The following is a 23204-nucleotide window of genomic DNA, read 5'->3' on the forward strand; positions in this document are numbered from 1 at the left end:
GGAGGCGCGTTACTTGTGGGGGTTCCATTTGTCCTGCCCGGCCAGCACCAGTTCAGGTTTGTATTTCCGGGCTTCTTTTCTGGAAAGCTGCTTAGACCAGGCTACCCGTTTTTCCGGTGCGGCGCCCGGCCCTGATGACCTGTACTCGGCGTACAGGGTGGTTTTCTCGGCGTCGGGTTTGTTCCAGTTGTGCCAGCCCTCAGGCCTGATGTGCGTTCCCAGCCGGGTATTCAGGAATACCGTCTGTGCGTACGGGCGCCAAGGGCGGCCCAGGTAGACCTTGGTGGCTTCCGGGGCGGCCGTGGTGATATTACAGTTCAGGAACACAAACCCGTAGGGCTGGTTCTGCGGCGTGGAGGCCGCCGTGATGTAGGAGTTCTTCTTGCAATGGATGGTGCAGTTCTCAAACACCACCGTAGCCGGCCCGAAGATAAAATCAGTGGTGCCTTCAATGTAGCAGTCTTTGTAGTACTGGCGGCTGTTGTCTACCCCTGCATACACGGTGTCCTGGTCGCCCAAGATGCGGCAGTTCTGGAACACGCAGCGGTCGGCCTCCACGTGCAGCGCCACGGCCTGCCCTACCGGCCCCGCATCATTCTGGAACGTGAGGTTTTCGGCCCTGAATTCATTTCCCTGCACCAAAACGGTATAAGAGGTGAAGGTATTGATGTTGCCTTTGCCCGAGTAGTCGTTCCAGACGATGATGGTTTTGTCGCGGTCTTCGCCGATGAAGGAGAGCTTCGTCTTCCAGGAGGAGATGACCAGTTTCTCGCGGTAGGTGCCGTTTTTGATGTGGATCTCTATGCGTTCATTGGGGAACGCCGGAATAGCGTCCACCGCCGACTGGATGGTGGTATGGTCACCGCTGCCGTCCTGGGCCACCACCAGCTTCTTCTGCTGGGCCAGGGCCAGAAAAGGAAGACAGATCAACAGCAGAAAGGGCATCCACTTCTTCATGGGGGTCTATTTTACAAGGCTATTCAAATACATTTCCACGTTGGTGTATTGCTTGTCCAGCGTAAATGCCGCCGCATCAGAGGCGCTGGCCGGGTTCAGCTTCTGGGCCACCTCCCAGGCATCAGGCATACCGTCCTGGTCTTTATCGGCTGGGGCCGGCAAGGATTTCAACACCGGGTAACCGCCCGCTTCTTCCGGGGTGTCAATGATGCCGTTCTTCTTTTTGCCGCCAGCAGACTTGCCGGTTCTTACCTCCTGCACCAAGCGGGTATCCACGGCATCCCGCTTCAGACTGGCCCCGGCACTTCTCAGCACCGCTTCAAATGCTGCCTGAGGCTCCTGGATGTTGATAGAGGTAACCGTGAAAGGAGTAGCCGCCTTTAGAGCGCTAAGAGAATCCTTGTTTTCTATCTGCACGCCCCCGGCCCAATTGTCTTTGGTGATGGCGGGGAAACCATCTATAAAATTACCGGCCACATAGAACTTCCCGAACGGAGCCGACGGGTTCACCAGCCTATCTTTCTTGGAGGCAAGCGTGGCAGGCCCAGCCTTGTAATAATTGTTGACCATGTTGTAACGGCCTTTCTCCCCGCCATAGGTGTTGTTCTGGCCCCAGTTGTAGACCACATTGTTGGTGAAATCTACCAGTTCATCCGGGGAGTTGGGCGTGGTGCTGGAACCGCTGAACCGGGGCATCCGACTGTTATGGCTGGCCAGCAGGTTGTGGTGGAAAGAGGCCCCCATGCCGCCCCAGATGCCGCCGTAGCCATGTTCGCCTTTGGCGTGAAGCGAGGCATTCAGGCTTTCAGAGATGATGCTCCACTGCAGGGTAAAGTTCTTGTTACGGTAAAACGACGCACTCTCATCGGTGGCCCAGCTCATGGAGCAGTGGTCAATGATGATGTTGCTGTTTCCTTTGTTGGCGCCAAACGCATCTGCTTGTTGGGCCGCCTTGTTGCCCAACCGGAACCGGAGGTACCGCACGATCACATTATCTGCCTTGATGCTGACCTGGTAATTCTTGAGGCAGATTCCGTCTCCGGGCGCAGACTGGCCGGCAATGGTCAGGTCGCCGTTGTTGATGTCCAGCGCAGACTCCAGTTCTATATTCCCTGAAACCGCGAACACGATGATGCGCGGCCCTTTCTTCCGGATGGCCTCCCGCAGACTGCCGGGCCCGTTGTCATTCAGATTGGTCACCACTACTACCTGACCTCCTCTTCCACCGGTGGTGAACTTCCCGAACCCTTCCGCCCCGGGGAACGCCAGTACCTGGGCGGCCGCCGCAGGAGTGGCTACCGGAGCCGACGTTTGCACTGCGGGAGGCGTTGGCGAAGCCGGAATAGTGGTTGCTTTTTGGGCACACCCTGAAAACCCTAGTAACTGTAGGGCCAGCGCAAGGGAGGTACTGGTGACAATGGTGTTTCTTACTTTCATGTATTTCTTCTACTACTTGTCTATGTTGCCCGCCTAGCCTATCAGGCCTTTGCCGGTACTGGTTGGGCTAGAATCTTTATCTTAAATCCTGGCCCTTTCGGAGCCGTTTTTGGCGAATCGGGAGGAAAACAAGCCGGCATCCCTTCTTCACAGGCTGCCTCCGTTTTCAAGGCCTTTTCAAGAAATAACCCCGTAAATGCAGTTTGATTCTTTTGGCCTCCTGCCTCTCTTGGGCCGGTGCTTTACTTAGATACTTTCACCCGCACCGGTTGCGCGAGCTCTTCCGCGGTATCCTGGATGTATTGCTTGAACTGTTCTTCCGTCTTGATGCCGTTCTGCTCCAGTTCCCAGGCGGCCAGAAAATAATAGCTGGCCCGGCCGTTGGAAGGTTTCAACTGAACCACGTGGCTCAGAGGGTCTTCCGGGAAGGACATGAAATCATTAGGGTGGAAAAGCACGGCAATACCTATGTGGTCGGGCGGCGTGTTCAGGCTCTGCTTCCCGTAGGTGTACAGGAAGCCAAACCGCTTACCGGCTTCGCCTTTGTCACTTACCAAAGGCGCATTTTTGTCTTTGATGAGGCCAGTGGCCAGGTTCTCCGGCTGTCCGCCCGCTAGCCTAATCTGGTGGTGGGTCAACCTGGTTCCGGCATGGATGCTGAGCTGCGACTGCACGTTCAGTTTATGGCTTCCCACTTGCCAGCCGTAGTAGTCGGTGAGAATGGAAGAGTAGACCGGCCCGTTCTGGGTGATCTTGCTGTAGGTACTGTCGGTTTTCTCAACCCGCACCGCTTTGCCCTCATGGTACATGGCCAGCGAACCCACGCCCAGGGCTTTGCCCACCTTGAGCACATCCATGCCCCAGGGCTGCGGGGTATGGTAGGAGTCATACCCGTCTAAGCCTGCACTTTGCAAAGCCATTTCCGGCGTCTTTTTCCCGAACACATCTATGGCGTTGCGCCAGTCCAGGTAAAAGCGGTAGCCTACCTTGTCAGATTCCCAACCTGGGCCTTCGTAGCGCAGGTAATAGGAATGGTCGGTGAGTTCGGTGGGCACGCGCAGGGAGTCAATGTTCTGGAAGTCGCCTCCTATGTATTTGCGGTTTTCCCAGAGGCCGCCCACTTTCTTGGACAGCTCGGCCTGGGTGCGTTTCGGGTACGTTTTCGGTGAATCGCCTTCGGCTAGCGGCCGGATGGTCAAGGTACGGGTTTCGCCGGCTTTCATCTGGTCCAGCACGAACACCACTCCCCGGTTCTCAGCGTCTTTCGCATTATACTGGCTCGGGATCTCCTGGCTACCGTCCAACACCACCAGCCTTTGGCGAGCGGCAGCCGTGAGTTGCCGGGGCAGGTCTTCTTCTTTGACCACCACTAGTACGCTTTCCCGCTCCCGTTTCAAGGGGTTGGAGACTTCCACGGTAAAAGAGGCAGGGATAGTAGAGGAGCCGGTATTCTGGCTGGAAGTACAGCCAGCGCTTAACAGTAGTGCTAAGCTTGCTAGTCCGTTCATCCAGAAGGGGGATTTCTTGATCATAGTAAAGGGGTGAATCTTGTAGAGAAACTGCCAGTTTCTAATAGAAATAGACAACTCCTCTTCTTTCAATACTTGTAAGACAAAAACCTGAAAAGAACATAGCCATCACCTTTAGGTGGTATATTCCCTTTAGATTAGTAGGGATAAGTACAGTTTATAAAGCTGCACTTATCCCTAGTTTAATATTTGACTACTTCACCCATCTAGGGTCACCAATGGAAGTACCTCCTACTCCTGCCGTTCTTAATTCAGAGCCAGCCGGCAAAGAAAAATCAGTAGTGGCGTGGGTCCAGCCCAAATCAATGGTTTTGTTATTGGCAAGCTGCACATAGGCTGGGAAAGTAAGCGGGGCCAAAGGTGAACCTCCTTCTAACTTGAAAAAGTTGTTGTTCATGAACTGCACCTCAGATCCGGTACCGGCCCGTAAAGCACTTGCTAGAACCGTTTGCCCTGCTTTAGGGGAATTCGCAATAATGCTGTTCTGCACAGTGAATATGACCGGAAGAGCATTTGCATCAAGAATAATATTGTCTCTGCCTCCAGACCCAAAACTGTTCAGGGTAACTTTATTGATGAGAATGGTAGGTTTGACAGCTGGGGTATAATTGGTAGCCCAACTGATCAACCCTCTACCAGCCTCATTGAAAGTAGAATTGGTCACATCAAGACGATTGAAATCCAGCCTATCTAGCATAAAGGTCTGGTAGCTGGAGACTGCATTTCTAGACACGATGGAATTGTCTACCTTGATGAAGTTTATTTTCTGAGATCCTCCAGCGGCCCCACGGTTAGCTCTCAAGAAAGTGTTGATAATATCATGGATATTAGAGTTTTCTACGGTGATAGAAGAAAGAGTTCCTGCCTCTGCATCAATATTGATAAAGTAATCACCTACCGTGGTCCCAGCTGCATTTTTGCCGTCAAATTCAATGCCACTAACCTTTACCCCTGCCCCAGTTCCTTTCAGGGTGATTTCCTTGAAATGTACTTTGGTATTAGCCGGATTACCAGAGGTAGACTGTAATGTGACCATTTTACCTGCTATCAAAATGTTTGATGCATTGGCGGTGTACACTCCAGGCTCCAACCCAATCACATCTCCGTTTGCCGCACTCGCTACAATGGCCACCAGATCATCAGATGGGGAAACGGTGTACGTAAAGAGGCTTGGTTCTTTGGTAGTGAAGGTGATGGTTCCTTTACTTAGGGTTCCTGCAAAGATCTCAGCAGTATAGGAAGTGGTGGCGGTTAGATTGGTAACCAACAGTTGGTTCGCAGCTAAATCAGCGGGTGTAAGATTAATGGTTCTTGCCGTTCCGTTGGCAGGAGTGATGACGATTCGGGTCAAACCTGCAGAGGGACGCCAGTTCAGAAGGACCGTTTTATCCTTTATTTCAGAAGAAAGAGGCGTGTTGAAAATTTGCTCCCCTCTGATACTGAAACGTGAGCTTACCAACCACTTTGATTCAGGGGAATTACCCTTCGCATTGGTTTTAACCCTTGCAAAATAGTTTTCCTTGATGTTCAGTTGCTGGTTTGTGAAGGTGATCTTAGCCGTATCAGCCTGAGCCGTTAAGATCACAGGTGTTTGAAACAAGGTATCCTTGGCTACTTCCACGGTGTAAGTGGATGTCCCGGCTACCGTGTTTGGCGGAGTTTTCCAGGTTAAAGTAACTTCTGTTTCGCCTGCATTGGAAGAAATCTCCCCACCGGGAATAAACATTCGCATGGGCTCCAGGTTCTCGTCATCTTCTTTACAGGAAGCAACCCCCAGGCCAACCAGAAGCACCGCCGGATATATCATCTTAAAAAACTTTGATTTATTGGTTTTCATGTCTTTATCTGATTTTAAATCAAAAGCTGGGATTAATTTCCGAAGTCTTGGCTTAACCTGAAGTTTGAGTTCAAAGCCGCAGTTGGAATTGGGAACAGTTCAGACTTGTTTTCCTTGAACTGGCTGCCGAAAGCTCTCAAAGCACCACCTACACCACCAGCAGGATCTACGAATGAAGTATTGTAATGAGCTTCTGTGATAGCGGCAGCCCAATTCACCCGGGTGTATCCTGTCACAGTGGCCGTGGTAGGAGACGGTTTATACATCACCTGGTTCACGTTCCCGCTGATTGGAGTTCCGTTAGCACCCAAACCAGCCAGCAGGTCAAAATTCATCATTTCCTCTCTGGCAGTTACGCCCCTCCCCTGTAATACATTGGGCTTGAAATACACGTACTGAGGAACATTTGCGTATCGACCTGTTCTGGTCATCATTTGCTGCATTTTAGCCCTGGTTTCCAGAATAACGGGGCCAAGCAGCTTCCAACGGTACAAGTCATACTTCCGGATTCCCTCGCCTCCAAACTCCAGAAGTCTTTCTTTGACGATAGTGTTGAAGAATCCTTCTTTGGTGGTGGGAATAGTTCCCATTCTGGCTTCATACCCCACGAAAGCTCTTTTTCGCACCTGTTGTAAGGCATCTATTGCTTGAGGGGTAGGTCCGTTCAATTCATTTTCAGCCTCGGCAAACATGAGCAAAACATCTGCATATCTGATCAGAGGCCAATTGATGCCCAGCGTCTGGTTTGTTCCGGCAATGGTGGTCCAGTACTTTCTGAACTTGCCTTCCCGCATCACCAGCGGGGTGGTGAGGGTTTTGTTGTTGTTGGCCTCCACCTGGAAGTACGCAATGGTCACGTCTCTTCTGGCATCACCAATTGAGTCAAACTCATAGAAATAGGTGGGTACGGCCTCAATCAAACCATTGGCCTGGCCATACGTGGTGTTGGCGGCGTTGATTCTAGGCCCGTTTCCATACCCCAACTTTGTATCAGTTCTGGCGTTACCTCCAAAGGCCCCTACTTCCCAGATTAACTCAAACGTTGGGTCCACCCTGGTTCCCCCGTGAATGGTACGGAACACGTTCTCATACACCGGGTTCAGGCGGTGATCTCCCTTCTGGATGATATCACGGGTTTCATTTCTGGCAATCTCATAGAATTCACGGTAGTTGCTTCTACGCTCCATCATCTTGGATTCTCTGCGCAAGGCATATCCTCCTCTGGCCAGTGCAATTCTGGCCCGCAGAGCTTTCACCGCTCCTTTTGTAACCCGGGTGGTTGGGTCTCCCGACTCTGATCTCCAGGGAACCAACGTAGCCGCTTGCGCCAGATCCGCTAACAAGCGGTCATAGATCACATCCTGGTTTGTTTTCTCAATGAACAGATCCGGAATATCAGAAGAAGGCTCAAACTGTGCGGGCACGTCTCCCCAGTTACGAATCAGTTCATGGTAGTACTGTGCCCGAAGGGTCAGGGCTTCGCCCAGGAACTTCCTCATCAAGGCCTGCTCTTCGGCTGACCCATTGGTGTAAACTTCAGACAGCGGAATATTTTTGATGCAGATGTTCGCCCGCTCAATCCCTCTGTACAATTGGTTGAATGGTGCCTCAATATCCGGGTTTCCAGGGGCTACGCTGAAGTGGGCAATACCTGTGCGGCTTTGTGGGTTATGGTCACCGCTCACCCTAAAGTCATCAGCAGCATTAGGGAAAAGAGTGGAGATCCTGCTACCGTATCCGTTATCGCCGGGCAGCATGTTATATACGCCGGTTAAGGCAGAGTGGGTATTGGAGACGCTGGAGAAAACGGCACCCTGGTTGAGCACAGAATCATTCTCTATATCCAGAAAACTATCGCAGGCCGAGAACGTGAGGAAGCCTCCTAATGCGGCCGAAAACAGCAGGGACTTGATATATCTATTTTTCATTACTTGGTCAGTTAAAAAATTAGAAAGTAATATTTACACCACCCACAACATAGCGGCTGCGCGGATAAGCAGCGTAGTCTACCCCTGGGGTTAAGGCACTGCGTCTGGTGTTCGCCTCAGGATCGTATCCAGAGTAGCCCGTGATGGTAGCCAGGTTATTCACCGTTCCATACACCCTAAGTTTAGAGATCACGCGCGTTCTTTTCACCAGTGTCTCCGGCAAAGTATAGCCAAGAGTCAGGTTAGAGATCCTCAGGAAAGAACCGTCTTCAATCCCGAACGAGTGCAGGAAGTACTGCCCTCTTCCTGGAGTCCAATACTTAGTGTCTTTGTTCATTTCGGCCAACACCTTTGGGTCTGTTACCAGTGCCCCGTTGTTGTCATACCATTTCCAGCGGTCATTCATGAGAGTAAGCATGTTGTTGTCTCTTTGCTCATACAGCGTGGTAAATTCAAGCCGGTTGGCATTGTAGACTTTGGCACCCACAGAGAAATTCATGAACAAGCTCATATCAAACCCTTTGTAGGTTACCTGCTGGTTCAACCCTCCAAAGAACTTGGGCTGGTTGTTCCCCAACACTTTTCTGTCATCTAAGCCAATCAATGAAGTTCCGTTGTCTGGCGTAAGGTCTTTCAGTTTCAAGTCACCAGGTTGCGGCACTCTGTTACCCAGGGCAATGTTCTGACTATTGGCTACCCCTTCTTTCAGGACATAGGTATAGACGTTGGTGGTGGGGTTAAAAGTAGTAGTGAAGTCATCAAGGGTGTAGAAGCCATCTGTTTCATAACCGAAATACTGACCAACCGGGCCACCTACTTCCACCAGGAAGTCTTGGTAAGAGCTGGTAATCCAGCCAGAAGAAACAGTGTATGATTTTAAGGGCTGACCTTTGGTGTCAATACCCAGGCTCACAATTCTGTTCTTTTGAGTAGTGATGTTGAAATTGGAAGTCCAGGTGAGATCTCCCTTGTCAATAATCACTCCGTCCAACTGCAGCTCTATTCCTCTGTTGCGGGTGCTTCCTACGTTTTGTTGTTGTGTTGGGTATCCGCTGGTAGAAGGGATCTGGGCTAACAACAAAAGTTGTTTAGAGGAGTTCTCATAGAAATCTATGCTACCGTTCAATCTTGAGTTCCATAAGGAGAAGTCAAGAGCCAGGTTTTTGGAAACGGTGGTTTCCCATTGCAGGAACCTATTCGCCAAAACAGGAGGCACTAGGCCAGGGGTAACCGCCTCTGTGTAAGCATATCCATCATTGGTGGTTGTGCCAAAAGTGGTTCTCCACTGGTCGGCATCTATGCCGTTATTACCCACTGCCCCAAAACCGAAGCGGAACTTCAGGTCGTTCAACCAGCTTTTTGTACCGGCCATGAAAGCCTCATCTCCTATGTGCCAGGCGAGTGACATTGTGGGGAAGAAACCGGAGTTCCTTTCAGGGGCAAACAAAGAAGAAGCATCACGTCTGAAGGCTACATTCAACCGGTATTTTTCTTTGTAGTTGTACCCCACGCTTCCGAAAAGAGAGAACAAAGAGGCCCCAAATTCACCGGTGGTGGCTGGGCTCTGGATCAAACCCGCCGGAGGTGTGGCAGACTGAATATTAGAGAACGCTTGATCAGGTGTGATATCAATAGGCAACCATCTTACCTGTACCCCACCCACGTAACCGGCTCTTTTCCAGATTTCCTGCCCTAAAAGCACATTCACGCCATGGTCTTCTCCAAAGTTGGTGCGGTAGTTAAGGGTGTTTGAGTTAGTGATGGCGTATTGCTCTCTGGAATTCTGGTTCACCACGGGCTGGGCGTTGTTCTGACGGGCCACTGCGGTTACCACTCCATTGAATTCATTTACCCTTCTGTCTGTGGTATTAATCCCGAATACACTTTTGAAGGAAAGGTTTTTGATCAGTTCAATGGTACCATAGCCGTTAAAAATCAGATCATTCCGTCTATCATACCGCAATTCCTGGTTCGCCAACAACACCGGGCTGGTCAGGTTGGTCAAGGCAAAGTAGTTAGGATCAAACTCATCTACCTGGTCTTCAAATCCTGGCGCTACAAACGGTCTGAAACGAACAGAATTTCGCAAGCGGTTGGTGCTTTGCGTTCCAGTGCTGGAGGTCCCAACCCCTTCTATCTGCTGACGGCTATAACGGGTAGAAAAACCAACTTTCACCCGGTCATTGATGGAATGGTCAAATTTAAGCGAGGCCAGGGTACGGGTGTTTCCTGAGTTGAGCATGATTCCCTCTTCATCTACATGGTTCAAGGTAAAATTGAAGGAAGTCACTTTAGAACCTCCGGTCACCGCTACCACGTGGGTTTGGCTCAATGCCGCCCGACCGAAGACTTCTTCCTGCCAGTCAGTGGCAGGCATGTTTCTATAAATATCCAAATCCTCAAACCGTCCGTACCGGTCCCTGAAACTGTTCCTTACCTCCTCGTTCTGGTTGTAGTTATACACCTGGTACTGGTATTGCACAAAATCATAAGGGCTCATCACCGGGAGCTTGTTCACGATCTGGCGCACCCCAGCAAACCCGTTATAGGTTACTTGGGTAGGCATCTCGCGGCCACCTTTGGTGGTAATCACCACCACCCCGTTTGATCCTCTTGCCCCATAAATAGCAGTAGAGGCTGCATCTTTTAACACATCAATGGTTTGGATTTCCTGGGGGGAGATGAATGACAGGGCGTTCTCCACCTGAATACCATCCACAATATATAAAGGCTCATTGCTTTGGGTGATAGAGTTACCGCCCCGCACCCTAATGGTGATTTCCGCACCAGGCTGCCCTTCTGAGGTATTCACCTGCACCCCGGCTAACCTACCGGCCAAAGCCTCGGCGGCCGTACTTACCGGCACATCCTGCAACTGTTTCGCATTTACTGACGAAACTGAACTGGTCAATTCTTTTCTGGTTACGGTTTGATATCCTACCACCACCACTTCCTCAATGGCTTTAGCATCGGTGGTCAAGGCTACGTTGATGGTGGTTCTGCCATTGATGGGCACCTCCTGTGTCACGAAACCTATGTAAGAGAATACCAGGGTACCGGCACCGCTGGGTACCGCCAGGGAGTAGTTTCCGTCAATGTCGGTGGCATTGGCGGTGGAGGTACCCTTTAAGAGCACCGTCACGCCCGGCAGACCTTCCTTTTTCTCATCGGTTACTTTCCCTGTGATCGTAACAGTCTGAGCAAAGGCACCCACTACCGCCGTGAAGAAAAAAGTCAGCACCAGCAGGCACCGGCTCTTCTTAAGTAATGCTTGTCGCATAGGTAACAATTAGGTTTTTGATAAAACGAAAGGAAAATGGAGCAAAGCGGCTTCTGCGGATTAATCTGCGCAACCGATTGCATATTTACTATTATTTGAAACCAATAACAAAATTTACCCTCGTTTTTTTGACACTTTTTCAAACAAACCTCCTAAACAGGCTTGTGTTTACCATTTTTTCAGAAACAATACTCCCTCTTATTTTTATTAGAAAGTGACCACTCAAATTTTTTTCTTCCCTATCTTAGTCCAACCCATTGATAAATTTGTAATTTGCGCAAACGATTACACCTATTACCCAGAACCATGACCAATCACCAATCCACCCGGCATGCCATTCACCCCGCGGATTTCAAGGGGTATGACACCTCTAAACTGCGTGATGAATTCCTGATCGAGAACCTCTTTCAGGCAGACACCATCCAGCTCACGTACACCCTGTATGACCGGCTGATCGTAGGCGGCGTACATCCGGTGGCAGGCCCGGTCAGATTAGACACCTTCCCCACCCTCCGGTCAGAGAATTTCCTGGACCGCCGGGAAATCGGGATCATCAATATTTCCTCGGCCAGCACCATCACGGTAGACGGCCAGGAGTTCACCCTGCAAAACAAAGAAGCCCTCTACATAGGCAAAGGCGTGAAGGAAGTGCTTTTCCATCCGGCCGCCGACGGTGCTGACACCCGCTTCTACTTCAACTCGGCCCCGGCCCACCACACCTTCCCCACCAAAAAGGTAACCCTCGCAGAGGCGGAGACGGTGGAACTGGGTTCCCTGGAGACGGCCAATGCCCGTACCATCAGAAAAGTGTTGATCAACTCGGTGGTGGAAACCTGCCAGCTGCAGATGGGCGTGACCGAGTTGAAGCCCGGCAGCGTCTGGAACACCATGCCGGCCCACACCCACGACCGCCGCATGGAGGCCTATTTCTATTTTGACCTGCCCCAGGATCAGACAGTCTGCCATTTCCTGGGCGAACCCCAGGAAACCCGCCATATCTGGATGCAGAACCAGCAAGCCGTACTTTCTCCGCCCTGGTCTATCCATAGCGGCGCCGGCACCTCCAACTATACCTTCATCTGGGGCATGGCCGGGGAGAACCTGGACTACAACGACATGGACAAAGTAGCCACCACTGACCTTAAATAGCGCTATGACCCACTTATTCGACTTAACCGGCCAGGTGGCCCTGGTCACCGGCGCCACGCACGGACTGGGCATGGCCATGGCCACCGCCCTCGGCAAGGCCGGCGCTACCCTGGTGGTGAACGGCAACACCCCCGCCAAGATGGAGAAGGCCCTGGAGCAATACCGCCAGGCGGGCCTTGAGGTGAGCGGCTTTCTTTTTGATGTGACCAATGAGGAAGCTGCCAAGGAGAACGTGGCCCGCATAGAAGCGGAAGTAGGCCCAATCTCTATCCTGGTAAACAACGCGGGCATGATCCAGCGCACCCCCGCCCTGGAAATGGAAGTCGCCGACTTCCGTAAGGTGCTGGATGTGGACCTGACCGGCCCCTTCATCATGAGTAAGACCGTGGGCAAGTACATGGTGCAGCGTCAGGCGGGCAAGATCATCAACATCTGCTCCATGATGTCTGAATTAGGGCGCGACACGGTCTCCGCCTACGCGGCGGCCAAGGGAGGCCTGAAGATGCTCACCAAGAACCTGGCCACCGAGTGGGCCCGTTACAACGTGCAGGTGAACGGCATCGGGCCGGGCTACTTCGCCACGGACCAGACCGCCCCCATCCGGGTAGATGGGCACCCTTTCAACGAGTTCATCCTGCACCGCACGCCCGCCGGGCGCTGGGGAGACCCTGAGGACCTGAGCGGCGCCACCATCTTCCTGGCCAGCAAGGCCAGCGATTTCGTGAACGGGCAGATCCTGTACGTAGACGGCGGCATCCTAGCTACCATTGGCAAACCCAGCAACGAGCGCTAAGCCGCCCTACCAGAAGGAATAGTGTTGAAGATTAAAACGGCTCCACATGGCAACAAATAAAATGGCCAGTAAACCCAAGGTGACCATTCACCACATAGCTGAGAAGCTGAATATCACGGCCTCCACGGTCTCCAGGGCGTTGAACGACAACCCCCGGATCAGTGAAGTGACCAAGAAAGCTGTCTTGAAGGCGGCCAAGCAGCTGAACTACCAACCCAACAACATCGCAGCCGCTCTCCGCAACGGGAAAAGCTACATCATCGGCATTATTGTGCCTACGGCTGACCGGGCCTTCTTTGCCTCGGTGGTGCGCGGGATTGAGGAGATTGCCAACAAGCTGAATTACAAAGTGATCATCTGCCAGTCGTATGACAACTATGAGAAGGAGGTGCAGACCATAGACGCCCTGCTCAGCGCCCGGGTAGACGGCATTATCGCCTCTATTGGTAAAAACACCGAGAACTTTGACCATTACAAGCGCCCGCAGGAAAAAGGTATTCCGCTGGTGCTGTTTGACCGCACCACTGATGCCCTGGAGGTAAGCCAGGTGGTGATTGACGATTACCTGGGGGCCTATAAAGTGGTGGAGCACCTGATTCAGCAAGGCTGCCGGCGCATTGCCCACTTCACCAGCCCCAAAAAGGTAAGCGTGTTCAAAGAGCGTCTGCGCGGCTACACCGATGCCCTGCGCGACTACAACCTGCCGTTTGACGAGGACCTGATCATCAGGAGCAACCTACAGTTGGAAGACGGCCGGGCCAGCATGGAGAAACTTTTGGAATTGGAGATAAAACCAGACGCTGTTTTCTCCGCCTCTGATTACGGTGCCATGGGCGCCATGCAGGTTTTGAAGGAACGTAAGATCCGGATTCCGCAGGAGATTGCGTTGGCCGGTTTCGGGAATGAGCCGTTCACCTCGTTCTCAGACCCTACCCTTACCACCGTGGACCAGTTCAGTTTGACCATGGGCCGCATCACCGCCGAACTCTTCTTTGAGCATTTCAAGGCCGGTGACAAAAAGCTGGTGCCGCAGAAAACAGTACTGAAGCCAGAGCTCATCATCAGAGGCTCCACCTTACGGAACCCAGAACAAAAGGACTAACCCGGTTACCTCTTTTACCAATACTAGCTCTAAGCAGGATTCTCTCCTCCTTTTTCGGGCCTTTTTCCAAAAACGATCTAAAAACGCTAAGACTTATCTCATGCAACCACTCAACCGAAACACCGCCCAGATCACCCAGGCCAGGCCTACCAAAGTTATCCAGTTTGGCGAAGGCAACTTCCTGCGGGGGTTTGTGGACTGGATGATCGACCTTTTGAACGAGAAAACCGACTTCAACGGGGGCGTGGAGATCATCCAACCGCTGGACAAAGGCATCTACAAGTTGCTGAACCAGCAAGACGGTTTGTACCACGTGGTGCTGGAAGGAATCCAGGACGGCCAGACGGTGCAGGAGAAACGGTTGATCACTTGCGTGAACCATTCCCACAGCCCTTACGCAGATTATGAGCAATACCTGCAGTTGGGCGAAAACCCTGACCTAGAGTTCATCATCTCCAACACCACGGAAGCCGGCATCGCCTTTGAGCCCGCAGACGCCTCGCCTGAATCCACACCGGCTTCTTTCCCCGGTAAGTTAACTGCTTTGCTGCACCGCCGGTTCACGCATTTCAACGGCGCCCCGGACAAAGCGCTCACCATTATCCCGTGTGAGTTGATTGAGAAGAACGGCGAGAACCTGCGCGCCACGGTGCTGCAATTCGCGCAGCACTGGGATTTACCGGCAGATTTCATCAACTGGATCCAAAACGACACCACCTTCTGCAACACCCTGGTAGACCGCATTGTGCCAGGCTTCCCGAAAGACACCATCAATGAGATCCAGCAGGAACTAGGGTTTGAAGACACCCTGGTGGTGAAAGCCGAGCCTTTCCACCTGTGGGTGATTGAGGCCCCGGAGTCGGTGGCCAAGGCATTCCCTACTGAGCAGGCAGGCCTGCAGGTGAAGTTCGTGGAAGACCTTACCCCCTACCGCACCCGCAAGGTGCGCATCCTGAACGGAGCCCATACGGCGCTGGTGCCGGTGGCCTACCTGCAAGGCCTGCGTACGGTGCGGGAATCAGTGGAAGACGAGACCACGGGACCCTTCATCCGCGAAGCCATCTTTGAGGAAATCATTCCTACCTTGGACCTTTCTACCGAAGAACTGAACCAGTTCGCCAATGATGTGATAGAGCGCTTCCAGAACCCGTTCATCCACCATGAGCTGCTTTCCATTGCCTTAAACTCAGTGTCAAAATACAAGGTGCGGGTGTTGCCCTCGGTGCTGGAATACCACAAGCGCAAGGGCCAGTTGCCGCAGCGACTGCTCCGGTCGTTGGCCGCTTTGATCTTGTTCTACAAAGGAGAATACAATGGCGAGCAGATTCCGTTGAACGACACGCCAGAGGTGTTGGACTTCTTCCAGAAAGCCTGGCAAAAGGAAAACGCCGCTGAAACGGTACAAGCCGTGCTGGCGAACCAGGACTTCTGGGGCACCGACCTTACCCAGTTGGACGGCCTCACGGCACTGGTCACCCAGGAGGTGGAGAAACTACAGGCCCAGGCGCAATTGCGCCCCGTTTAACTCCTTTTATCTCACCTATTTAGAAAGCAAAAAATCGCAGGTTCTGTATTGGGCTTGCCGGTTTTTGGCCTATTTTCACAGAATCAACGGAAAAACGCAGCAAGGCCTACTCCTGCTGCCTGTTCTCCTTCCTTTTCATTTAATTCCACACGTACATGTCCTTTCTAGACGATAATTTCCTCCTCCAGACCAAAACGGCGCAGACGTTGTACCATGAGCATGCCAAGCACATGCCCATCATAGACTACCACTGCCACCTGAACCCGGAGGACATTGCCAACGATAGAAAATTCAACAACCTGACCCAGATCTGGCTGGAAGGTGACCATTACAAGTGGCGCGCCATGCGCACCAACGGCATACCCGAGCAATTCTGCACCGGCGACGCCGATGACTATGCCAAATTTGAGAAATGGGCTCAGACCGTTCCCTTCACCATGCGGAACCCTTTGTACCACTGGACCCACATGGAGCTCAAAAGACCCTTCGGGATTGAGAAAGTCCTGAACCCTGAGAGCGCCCGTGACATCTATGACGAAGCCACGGCTCTTTTGCAAACCCCGGAGTACAGCGTGCGCGGCATCCTGAAGCAGATGAACGTGGTGGTGATCTGTACCACAGATGACCCGGTTGACAGCCTGGAGCACCACCAGAAGATTGCTGCCGATGATTTCGGGATCAAGGTATTGCCTACCTTCCGGCCAGATAAAACCATGGCCATTGAAGACGCCGGCTACCTGACCTATCTGCAGAAACTGGAAGCTGCTTCGGGCGTTTCCATTGGTTCCTACCAGCAACTGCTGGAAGCCTTGCAGAAGCGCCATGACTTCTTCCACGCCCAGGGCGGACGTTTGTCTGACCACGGTCTGGAAACCATGTACGCCGAGGAATTCACTGGTCAAGAGATTAGCCAGATTTTTGAAAAAGCACTGCAGAAACAGGCGCTCACGCAAGACGAGGTACTCAAGTTCAAATCTGCCATGCTGCTGGAATTGGCCTTGATGGACCACGCCAAAGGTTGGACGCAGCAGTTCCACCTGGGCGCCCTGCGCAACAACAACACCCGCATGATGCGCGAATTGGGCGCCGACACCGGGTTTGACTCCATCGGGGATTTTGACGTGGCCCGTCCGCTTTCCCGCTTCATGGACAAATTGGACAACTCCAACCAACTGGCCAAAACCATTCTTTACAACCTGAACCCGAGCCAGAACGAGCTGTACGCTACCATGATCGGGAACTTCAACGACGGCAGCACGCCGGGCAAGGTCCAGTACGGGTCGGCCTGGTGGTTCCTGGACCAGAAGCAGGGCATGGAGGCCCAGATGAACGCCCTTTCTAACATGGGCTTACTGAGCCGCTTTGTGGGCATGCTCACAGATTCGCGCAGCTTCCTTTCTTACCCGCGCCACGAGTACTTCAGAAGGATTTTGTGCAACATGCTGGGCAATGACGTGGAGAACGGTGAGCTACCAGCCTCTGAGATGCCCTGGATTGGTCAGATGGTAGAGAACATCTGCTACAACAACGCCAAAAACTACTTTAACTTCTAAGCCATGGCCACCGGGAAAGTGTTGTCTTTTGGGGAGCTGCTGCTCCGCATCAGCCCCGACGGGGAGGGCCAATGGCTGGCCGAGAACAAGCTGCCCTTCTTCGTGGGCGGGGCGGAGCTGAACGTGGCCACGGCCCTGGCGCTGTGGGGCGTGCCCTCGGCCTACCTCACGGCCCTGCCGCAGAACTTCGTCTCTGAGCAACTCATGGGCTACCTGCAGGAGCGGCAGATTGACACCGGTCCGGTAGTGCTGCAGGGAGACCGCATCGGTCTTTATTACCTCCCCAAGGGGAAAGACCTCAAAAACGCCGGCGTGATCTATGACCGTGCGGGCTCGGCGTACGCCGCCCTCACGCCTAGCACCCTTGACTGGGACGCTGTTTTCCAGGGCGTAAGCCAATTCCATTTCAGCGCCATCTGCCCGGCCATCAACCAAAACGTGGCCGACGTCTGCGCTGAGGCGTTGCAGGCGGCTGCCGCGAGAAACATCTTCATTTCCCTGGACCTGAACTACCGCGCCAAGCTCTGGCAGTACGGCAAAGACCCGGTGGCCGTGATGCCAACGTTGGCCGCCTCCTGTGACCTGATCATGGGCAACATCTGGGCTGCGAACAAGATGCTAGGCATGCCCCTGCACGAGGACCTGGTGGACAACCCCGAGGACAAGGAGAAACTGCTACGGCACGCCACCCTCTCCTCTGAAGCTATTTTGAAGGAATTCCCCAACTGCCAGACGGTGGCCTTTACCTTCCGCTTTGACCACGGCGCCAAGGGAATCCGGTACTTCACCACCTTATACACCCAGGGCAAGTTGCATGTCTCGCAGGAGTATGTGGTAGACCAGATCCTGGACAAGGTGGGCAGCGGTGACTGCTTCATGGCCGGCCTCCTCTATGGGTTCTACCACGAGCACTCCCCGCAGCAGACCCTGGAGTTCGCCACGGCGGCCGCCTTTAAGAAACTATTCATTCTCTCAGACGCCACCACCAGCACCGTGGCTGAGATAGAGGAAACCATAAAAGCCTATGCCAACTAAAGAAACCGCCCTACAGGCCATTGTGGACCAGGGACTGCTGCCCCTCTTCTTCTATGAAAACCCAGAGGTTAGCCTGGAGATCATCAAAACCCTCTACAAGGCCGGCGTGCGAACGCTGGAGTACACCAACCGGGGCCCGGCGGCCCTGGAAAACTTCACGTTTCTGAAATCGGAGCTGAAAACGTACCAGGACCTTCACCTGGGGATAGGCACCATCAAAACCGTGCAACAGGCCAATGACTTCCTGAAAGCCGGCGCTGATTACGTGGTGGCCCCCATTGTGGACCCACAGGTGGGCAACTTGGTGCACGAGGCGGGATTGCTCTGGATCCCGGGCTGTTTCTCTCCTACGGAGATCCACACGGCCCAGACGGCAAAGGCCGGCCTGATCAAGCTCTTTCCAGCCAACATCCTGGGACCGGCGTTCCTCTCGTCTATTAAGGAGCTTTTCCCGGGCCAGCCGTTCATCCCCACCGGGGGCGTGGAGATGGAGGAGGAGAACATCCGCACCTGGTTCAAAGCCGGGGTCTGCGCCGTGGGCATGGGCTCCAAGCTCATCGGCAAAGACATCCTGGCGGGCCGGCAATACGACCGCCTCTCTGACCTTACCCAACAGGCCTTACAACTGGTGAAAGCTAACCGTTCATAGACTACCTCATACCCAAACTAACAAACAAACGTCTTTATGCAACAAACCACACCCACGGCCATTGTCCAGGAGAAGATAGGCGGGTACCGATGGACCATCTGCGCCCTCTTGTTCTTCGCCACCACCGTCAACTACCTTGACCGCCAGGTACTCAGTCTGCTGCAGCCCCTGCTGGCCGAGAAGTTCAACTGGTCCAACACTGACTATGCCAACATAGCCGCGGTGTTCCAGTTTACTTACGCCATCTCCATGCTCTTCGCGGGCCGCATCATTGACAAGCTGGGCACCAAGACCGGCTACGCCTGGGCGCTCATCATCTGGTCACTGGCTGCTATCCTGCACGCCTACGCTGAGCCTCTGGGCCGCGCGGTGAGCCCTTTGTTCACGGCCATCGGCTTTGCCGTGCCCGCCTCGGTGCTGGGGTTCATGGTTTCCCGGGCCTTTTTGGGTTTTGGGGAATCGGGGAACTTCCCGGCGGCCATCAAGGCCACGGCCGAGTATTTCCCCAAGAAGGAACGCTCGCTGGCCACCGGTATCTTCAACTCCGGCTCTAACGTGGGCGCGATTCTGGCACCGCTCACTGTGCCCTGGATCGCCTCGCACCTGGGCTGGGAATACACCTTCCTCATCATTGGGGCGGTGGGTTTCCTGTGGCTCATCTTCTGGTTTATCTACTACGAGGTCCCAGACAAGCAGAAAAGGCTTTCTGAGGCGGAAAGAGCCTACATCAGCAGCGACAGCGAGCCTGTGCTGGAGCAGGACTCCCCTGCCGCCGCTGAGAAGGTGTCCTGGTTCCAACTGCTGAATTTCAAGCAGACCTGGGCGTTCGTCTTCGGTAAGTTCATGACCGACGGAGTGTGGTGGTTCTTCCTCTTCTGGCTGCCCGCTTACCTCAAGGCGCAGTACGGCCTTACCGGCACCGACGTGATGCTGCCACTGGGGGTACTCTACTCCATGACCATGGTGGGTAGTATCTTCGGGGGCTGGTTCCCCATGTACTTCATCAACAAAGGCTACAATCCTTATGAAGGCCGTATGCGGGCCATGTTCGTGATCGCACTCTTCCCATTGGTGGTGCTGGCGGCGCAGCCCCTGGGCCATCTCTCCTTCTGGTTCCCGGTCATCCTGATCGGGATCGGGGCCTCGGCTCACCAGGCCTGGAGCGCTAACATCTTCACCACCGTTTCTGATATGTTCCCCAAGAAATCCGTAGCCTCGGTGACGGGTATCGGGGGCATGGCCGGCGGTCTGGGCGGTGTGGTGGTGACCAAGGTAGGCGGGTACCTCTTTGACTACTACGAGAAGAGCGGCAGCGTGGAGACCGGCTACACCATCATGTTCACCTTCTGCGCCCTGGCCTACCTGCTGGCCTGGGCCGTGATGAAGTCGCTGGTGCCTAAGATGAAACCGGTGAATATCTAACAGACCACTTCAGGCTGGGAAGCAGGTTCTTCTATTCCCTCTCGGAAGGGAAGAAAGAAGTAACCTGGAAGCTTTTGCTCCCCTAGCTTTTCCACCTTCTGCCAAGGGCCTTCAAGTTGACGCTTGAAGGCCCTTTGTTTTTATCCTTGTCTGTTTCCAGCCTGTTTCCAGGAAAAGGACCCAGAAAAGGTTTCTGTTTGACGGGTGAATTTTTAATAATCCATAAAAAACAAACAGTATATAAACATTTTACATAGAAAGCCTTATTTTACTGCCTCATTTACATTTAGCAGCTATTTTCATTAAAAGGTCCTGAAAACTGCCTGCCAGTAACCCTGGCTGAGTCTTTCCAGTACCTCGTCTATGCTTAACCCACCATCTATGGACAGTTCTTCTAACAGCGCCCTGCAAACCTATGACAAACACGTTGGCCTCAAGTTCCAGTTGTACAATAGTCTGTTTACCGCCCTGCCATTCCATAGGGTAGAGAAAACCGGGGTGCTGCTCTCCATTTTCCTGCTGCACTGTGAAGAAGGATTTGCCAAGGAACAGAGCCCCCAGGAGATCATCACCACGTTCTTTAGCCAGTACACGCCCTACCGCACCGAGCAGGAGCAATTGGACCTGCTGTTCCGGTTTGTGCAGTATGCCGAGCGCCAGGTGGTGCTCTTTGACGCGTTGGAAGATGCCTCTTTCCGGGAGACGCATGACATGGCCGGCACGGGTACCTTGAAGCACCTGCAGACCGAGGTAGAACAAACCCAGACCCAGGCCCAGTTGCAGGAAAAGCTGAAGGATTTCTCGGTGCGCCTGGTGCTCACGGCCCACCCTACCCAGTTTTATCCCAGCGAGGTGCTGGGTATCATCAATGACCTGTCCAAGGCGCTGCTCCATGACAATACCTCACAGGTCAACAGCTACCTGCGGCAGTTGGGCAAGACCCCTTTCTTCAAGAATGAGAAACCCTCGCCGTATGATGAGGCCGTGAGCCTGATCTGGTACCTGGAGAACGTGTTTTACCAGGCCGCCGGGCAAATCATGTCAACCCTCAAAAGCCAGTTCCCCAAAGCCGTGGCAGAAGACCACGCGCTCATCAGGCTGGGGTTCTGGCCGGGCGGCGACCGGGACGGTAACCCCTTTGTGACCGCCAGCATCACCTTGCGCGTGGCAGAGGCTCTGAGAGGCGCCATCATCAAGTCGTATTACCAGGACGTGCGCCGGCTCAAGCGCCGCCTGACCTTCAAGGGCGTCTTGAACGAGTTGATCGCGCTGGAGCAGAAGCTGTACAACAACCTGTTCCTGCCCGGGTATAAGGCGGATATCACCAAGGAAGACATCCTGGTTCCTCTCCAGAAAATACGAGAAACGTTGATCACTGAGCACAATGGCTTGTTCCTGAACCACGCTGAGAACTTGATCCGGAAAGTGGAATTGTTCGGGCTGTTCTTCGCGTCTCTGGATGTGCGGCAAGACAGTTCTGCCCATACCGAGGCTCTGGAAGCCATTGCGGCCACCACGGATGCCCTGCTCAAAAACTACGCTTCGCTTTCCGCAGAGGAAAAGATAGCCGCCTTGCTCGGGGCAAACACCACCGTGTCACCAGCTTCCCTGGAAAACGAACTGCACCGCGACACCCTGGAATCCATGCAGGCCATGAAGACGATTCAGGAGATAAACGGCCCCGAAGGCAGCCATCGCTACATCATCAGCCACAGCACCAGCGCTCTGGACGTGATGGAAGTCTACGGGCTCTTCCTGCTCAGCGGCTGGCATCCCCAGGAACTCACCGTAGACATTGTACCGCTGTTTGAGACCATTGATGACCTCAAGAACGCGCATGATGTGATGGAGGCCTTGTATACTTCTGACGTGTACCGGCAGCACCTGCACCGGCGCGGCAACATCCAGAGCATCATGCTGGGGTTCTCAGACGGTACCAAAGACGGCGGCTACCTCATGTCTAACTGGAGCATCTACAAAGCGAAGGAAGACCTGAGCCGCCTGGCCCAGCAGCACGACCTGCAAGTGGTCTTTTTTGACGGCCGGGGCGGTCCGCCTGCGCGGGGGGGCGGAAGAACCCACCAGTTCTATGCCTCTATGGGACCCAACATCGCCAGCAAGGAAATCCAGTTGACCATCCAGGGCCAGACCATCAGCTCCAACTTCGGGACCATTGACTCGGCGCAGTACAACATGGAGCAGCTTATCCACGCGGGTATCCGGAACACCCTGTTCAGCTCCCGGGAAACCACTTTTTCTCCGCAGGAAGAAGCACTCATGCAACGCCTGGCCCAGGAAAGCTATACCGCCTACGGAACCCTAAAAAACCACCCGCATTTCCTGGAGTACCTCAACTACGCCAGCCCCCTCCGCTACTACGCGGAGGCCAACATCGGGAGCCGTCCGGCCAAGCGCAAACCGGGCAAACTCAACCTCAACGACCTGAGGGCGGTGCCTTACGTGGGCTCCTGGAGCCAGTTGAAGCAGAACCTGCCGGGTTATTACGGGGTGGGCGCCGCCATGGAGAAACTGGAGGCCGAGGGACAATGGGAAGCCATTGAGGCCCTGTATGCCCGTTCCCTGTTCTTCCGGACCTTGTTGGGCAATTGCGAGATGGCCATGACCAAATGCTTTTTCCCGCTGACCGCGTTTTTGGCAAAACACCCCAAATACGGTGAGCTGTGGAACATGATCCATGAGGAGTTTGAGCGCACCAAACAATACGTGCTCCGGCTCACCAAGAACACGCACCTCATGGAAGACAAACCCGTGAACCTGCTCTCCATCCAGATGCGCCAACGCATTGAAATGCCGCTGCTTACCATCCAGCAATTTGCCCTCACCAACATCAGGGAAATGGAGGAGCAGGCAGCCGACACCCCGGGCAAAGGAAAATACGAGAAACTGGTCATGCGCTGCTCCTTCGGGATCATCAACGCAGAACGGAACTCGGCTTAGCAGAAAAGGCCTCAGAACAAAAAAAGGGTAGCTTCATTCTAGAGTCTACC

General features: G+C 53.6%; 15 protein-coding genes. 9 read left to right on the forward strand and 6 right to left on the reverse strand.

All coding sequences use genetic code 11. The features are described 5' to 3' along the window. Positions 1 to 9 precede the first annotated feature (9 nt). From FOE74_RS19510 to FOE74_RS19535, 6 genes are all read right to left on the reverse strand, one after another. Positions 10 to 957 carry a pectinesterase family protein gene (locus tag FOE74_RS19510; protein WP_188687018.1) on the reverse strand — a complete coding sequence of 316 codons (948 nt, stop codon included), beginning with the start codon at positions 955 to 957 and terminating at the stop codon, positions 10 to 12. Between the two features lie 6 nt (positions 958 to 963). Beyond that, entirely contained in the window at positions 964 to 2394 is a 1431-nt protein-coding gene (locus FOE74_RS19515) for a pectate lyase family protein (RefSeq protein WP_225840900.1), read from the reverse strand. A gap of 242 nt (positions 2395 to 2636) precedes the next feature. Further along, a complete protein-coding gene (locus FOE74_RS19520; protein WP_225840901.1) occupies positions 2637 to 3926 on the reverse strand; it encodes a DUF4861 domain-containing protein in 1290 nt (429 codons plus the stop codon). A 190-nt stretch (positions 3927 to 4116) separates the two neighbouring features. Next, positions 4117 to 5760 carry a DUF4957 domain-containing protein gene (locus tag FOE74_RS19525; RefSeq protein WP_149100320.1) on the reverse strand — a complete coding sequence of 548 codons (1644 nt, stop codon included), beginning with the start codon at positions 5758 to 5760 and terminating at the stop codon, positions 4117 to 4119. A gap of 32 nt (positions 5761 to 5792) precedes the next feature. Next, positions 5793 to 7688 carry a RagB/SusD family nutrient uptake outer membrane protein gene (locus FOE74_RS19530; protein WP_149100321.1) on the reverse strand — a complete coding sequence of 632 codons (1896 nt, stop codon included), beginning with the start codon at positions 7686 to 7688 and terminating at the stop codon, positions 5793 to 5795. Positions 7689 to 7707: 19 nt separating this feature from the next. Beyond that, positions 7708 to 10968 carry a SusC/RagA family TonB-linked outer membrane protein gene (locus FOE74_RS19535; RefSeq protein WP_149100322.1) on the reverse strand — a complete coding sequence of 1087 codons (3261 nt, stop codon included), beginning with the start codon at positions 10966 to 10968 and terminating at the stop codon, positions 7708 to 7710. A gap of 306 nt (positions 10969 to 11274) precedes the next feature. Here FOE74_RS19535 and kduI point away from each other — a divergent pair, with 306 nt between their 5' ends. The 9 genes from kduI to FOE74_RS19580 all read left to right on the forward strand — a co-directional run bounded on the left by kduI (position 11275) and on the right by FOE74_RS19580 (position 23154). After that, positions 11275 to 12117, forward strand: a complete 843-nt coding sequence (kduI, locus tag FOE74_RS19540; RefSeq protein ID WP_149100323.1) for a 5-dehydro-4-deoxy-D-glucuronate isomerase — start codon at positions 11275 to 11277, stop codon at positions 12115 to 12117. 4 nt (positions 12118 to 12121) lie between these two features. Further along, positions 12122 to 12910, forward strand: coding sequence for a gluconate 5-dehydrogenase (locus FOE74_RS19545; RefSeq protein ID WP_149100324.1), 789 nt, complete (start codon positions 12122 to 12124; stop codon positions 12908 to 12910). A gap of 61 nt (positions 12911 to 12971) precedes the next feature. Beyond that, a complete protein-coding gene (locus FOE74_RS19550; RefSeq protein WP_149100476.1) occupies positions 12972 to 14012 on the forward strand; it encodes a LacI family DNA-binding transcriptional regulator in 1041 nt (346 codons plus the stop codon). Between the two features lie 100 nt (positions 14013 to 14112). Further along, on the forward strand, positions 14113 to 15537 hold the full coding sequence (locus FOE74_RS19555; protein ID WP_149100325.1) for a tagaturonate reductase: 1425 nt from the start codon (positions 14113 to 14115) through the stop codon (positions 15535 to 15537). Positions 15538 to 15692: 155 nt separating this feature from the next. After that, positions 15693 to 17090 carry a glucuronate isomerase gene (gene uxaC / locus FOE74_RS19560; RefSeq protein ID WP_149100326.1) on the forward strand — a complete coding sequence of 466 codons (1398 nt, stop codon included), beginning with the start codon at positions 15693 to 15695 and terminating at the stop codon, positions 17088 to 17090. Positions 17091 to 17093: 3 nt separating this feature from the next. Then, the gene (locus tag FOE74_RS19565) at positions 17094 to 18125 is read left to right on the forward strand and encodes a sugar kinase (protein WP_149100327.1); all 1032 of its coding nucleotides are present in this window, start codon (positions 17094 to 17096) and stop codon (positions 18123 to 18125) included. Further along, the gene (locus FOE74_RS19570) at positions 18115 to 18774 is read left to right on the forward strand and encodes a bifunctional 4-hydroxy-2-oxoglutarate aldolase/2-dehydro-3-deoxy-phosphogluconate aldolase (RefSeq protein WP_149100328.1); all 660 of its coding nucleotides are present in this window, start codon (positions 18115 to 18117) and stop codon (positions 18772 to 18774) included. The genes FOE74_RS19565 and FOE74_RS19570 overlap by 11 nt, the downstream gene beginning before the upstream one ends. Before the next feature lie 36 nt (positions 18775 to 18810). Continuing rightward, positions 18811 to 20196, forward strand: a complete 1386-nt coding sequence (locus FOE74_RS19575) for an MFS transporter (protein ID WP_149100329.1) — start codon at positions 18811 to 18813, stop codon at positions 20194 to 20196. Between the two features lie 381 nt (positions 20197 to 20577). Continuing rightward, positions 20578 to 23154, forward strand: a complete 2577-nt coding sequence (locus FOE74_RS19580) for a phosphoenolpyruvate carboxylase (RefSeq protein ID WP_149100330.1) — start codon at positions 20578 to 20580, stop codon at positions 23152 to 23154. The last annotated feature ends 50 nt before the right edge of the window (positions 23155 to 23204 follow it).

The sequence above is a fragment of the Rufibacter glacialis genome, from assembly GCF_008271745.1.
In the GTDB taxonomy this organism is placed as follows: domain Bacteria; phylum Bacteroidota; class Bacteroidia; order Cytophagales; family Hymenobacteraceae; genus Nibribacter; species Nibribacter glacialis.

Excerpts from the sequence above, each read along its gene's own strand:
- FOE74_RS19510 (WP_188687018.1), bottom strand. The coding sequence starts at position 957 with ATGAAGAAGTGGATGCCCTTTCTGCTGTTGATCTGTCTTCCTTTTCTG.
- FOE74_RS19515 (WP_225840900.1), bottom strand. The coding sequence starts at position 2,394 with ATGAAAGTAAGAAACACCATTGTCACCAGTACCTCCCTTGCGCTGGCC.
- FOE74_RS19520 (WP_225840901.1), bottom strand. The coding sequence starts at position 3,926 with ATGATCAAGAAATCCCCCTTCTGGATGAACGGACTAGCAAGCTTAGCA.
- FOE74_RS19525 (WP_149100320.1), bottom strand. The coding sequence starts at position 5,760 with ATGAAAACCAATAAATCAAAGTTTTTTAAGATGATATATCCGGCGGTG.
- FOE74_RS19530 (WP_149100321.1), bottom strand. The coding sequence starts at position 7,688 with ATGAAAAATAGATATATCAAGTCCCTGCTGTTTTCGGCCGCATTAGGA.
- FOE74_RS19535 (WP_149100322.1), bottom strand. The coding sequence starts at position 10,968 with ATGCGACAAGCATTACTTAAGAAGAGCCGGTGCCTGCTGGTGCTGACT.
- kduI (WP_149100323.1), top strand. The coding sequence starts at position 11,275 with ATGACCAATCACCAATCCACCCGGCATGCCATTCACCCCGCGGATTTC.
- FOE74_RS19545 (WP_149100324.1), top strand. The coding sequence starts at position 12,122 with ATGACCCACTTATTCGACTTAACCGGCCAGGTGGCCCTGGTCACCGGC.
- FOE74_RS19550 (WP_149100476.1), top strand. The coding sequence starts at position 12,972 with ATGGCCAGTAAACCCAAGGTGACCATTCACCACATAGCTGAGAAGCTG.
- FOE74_RS19555 (WP_149100325.1), top strand. The coding sequence starts at position 14,113 with ATGCAACCACTCAACCGAAACACCGCCCAGATCACCCAGGCCAGGCCT.
- uxaC (WP_149100326.1), top strand. The coding sequence starts at position 15,693 with ATGTCCTTTCTAGACGATAATTTCCTCCTCCAGACCAAAACGGCGCAG.
- FOE74_RS19565 (WP_149100327.1), top strand. The coding sequence starts at position 17,094 with ATGGCCACCGGGAAAGTGTTGTCTTTTGGGGAGCTGCTGCTCCGCATC.
- FOE74_RS19570 (WP_149100328.1), top strand. The coding sequence starts at position 18,115 with ATGCCAACTAAAGAAACCGCCCTACAGGCCATTGTGGACCAGGGACTG.
- FOE74_RS19575 (WP_149100329.1), top strand. The coding sequence starts at position 18,811 with ATGCAACAAACCACACCCACGGCCATTGTCCAGGAGAAGATAGGCGGG.
- FOE74_RS19580 (WP_149100330.1), top strand. The coding sequence starts at position 20,578 with ATGGACAGTTCTTCTAACAGCGCCCTGCAAACCTATGACAAACACGTT.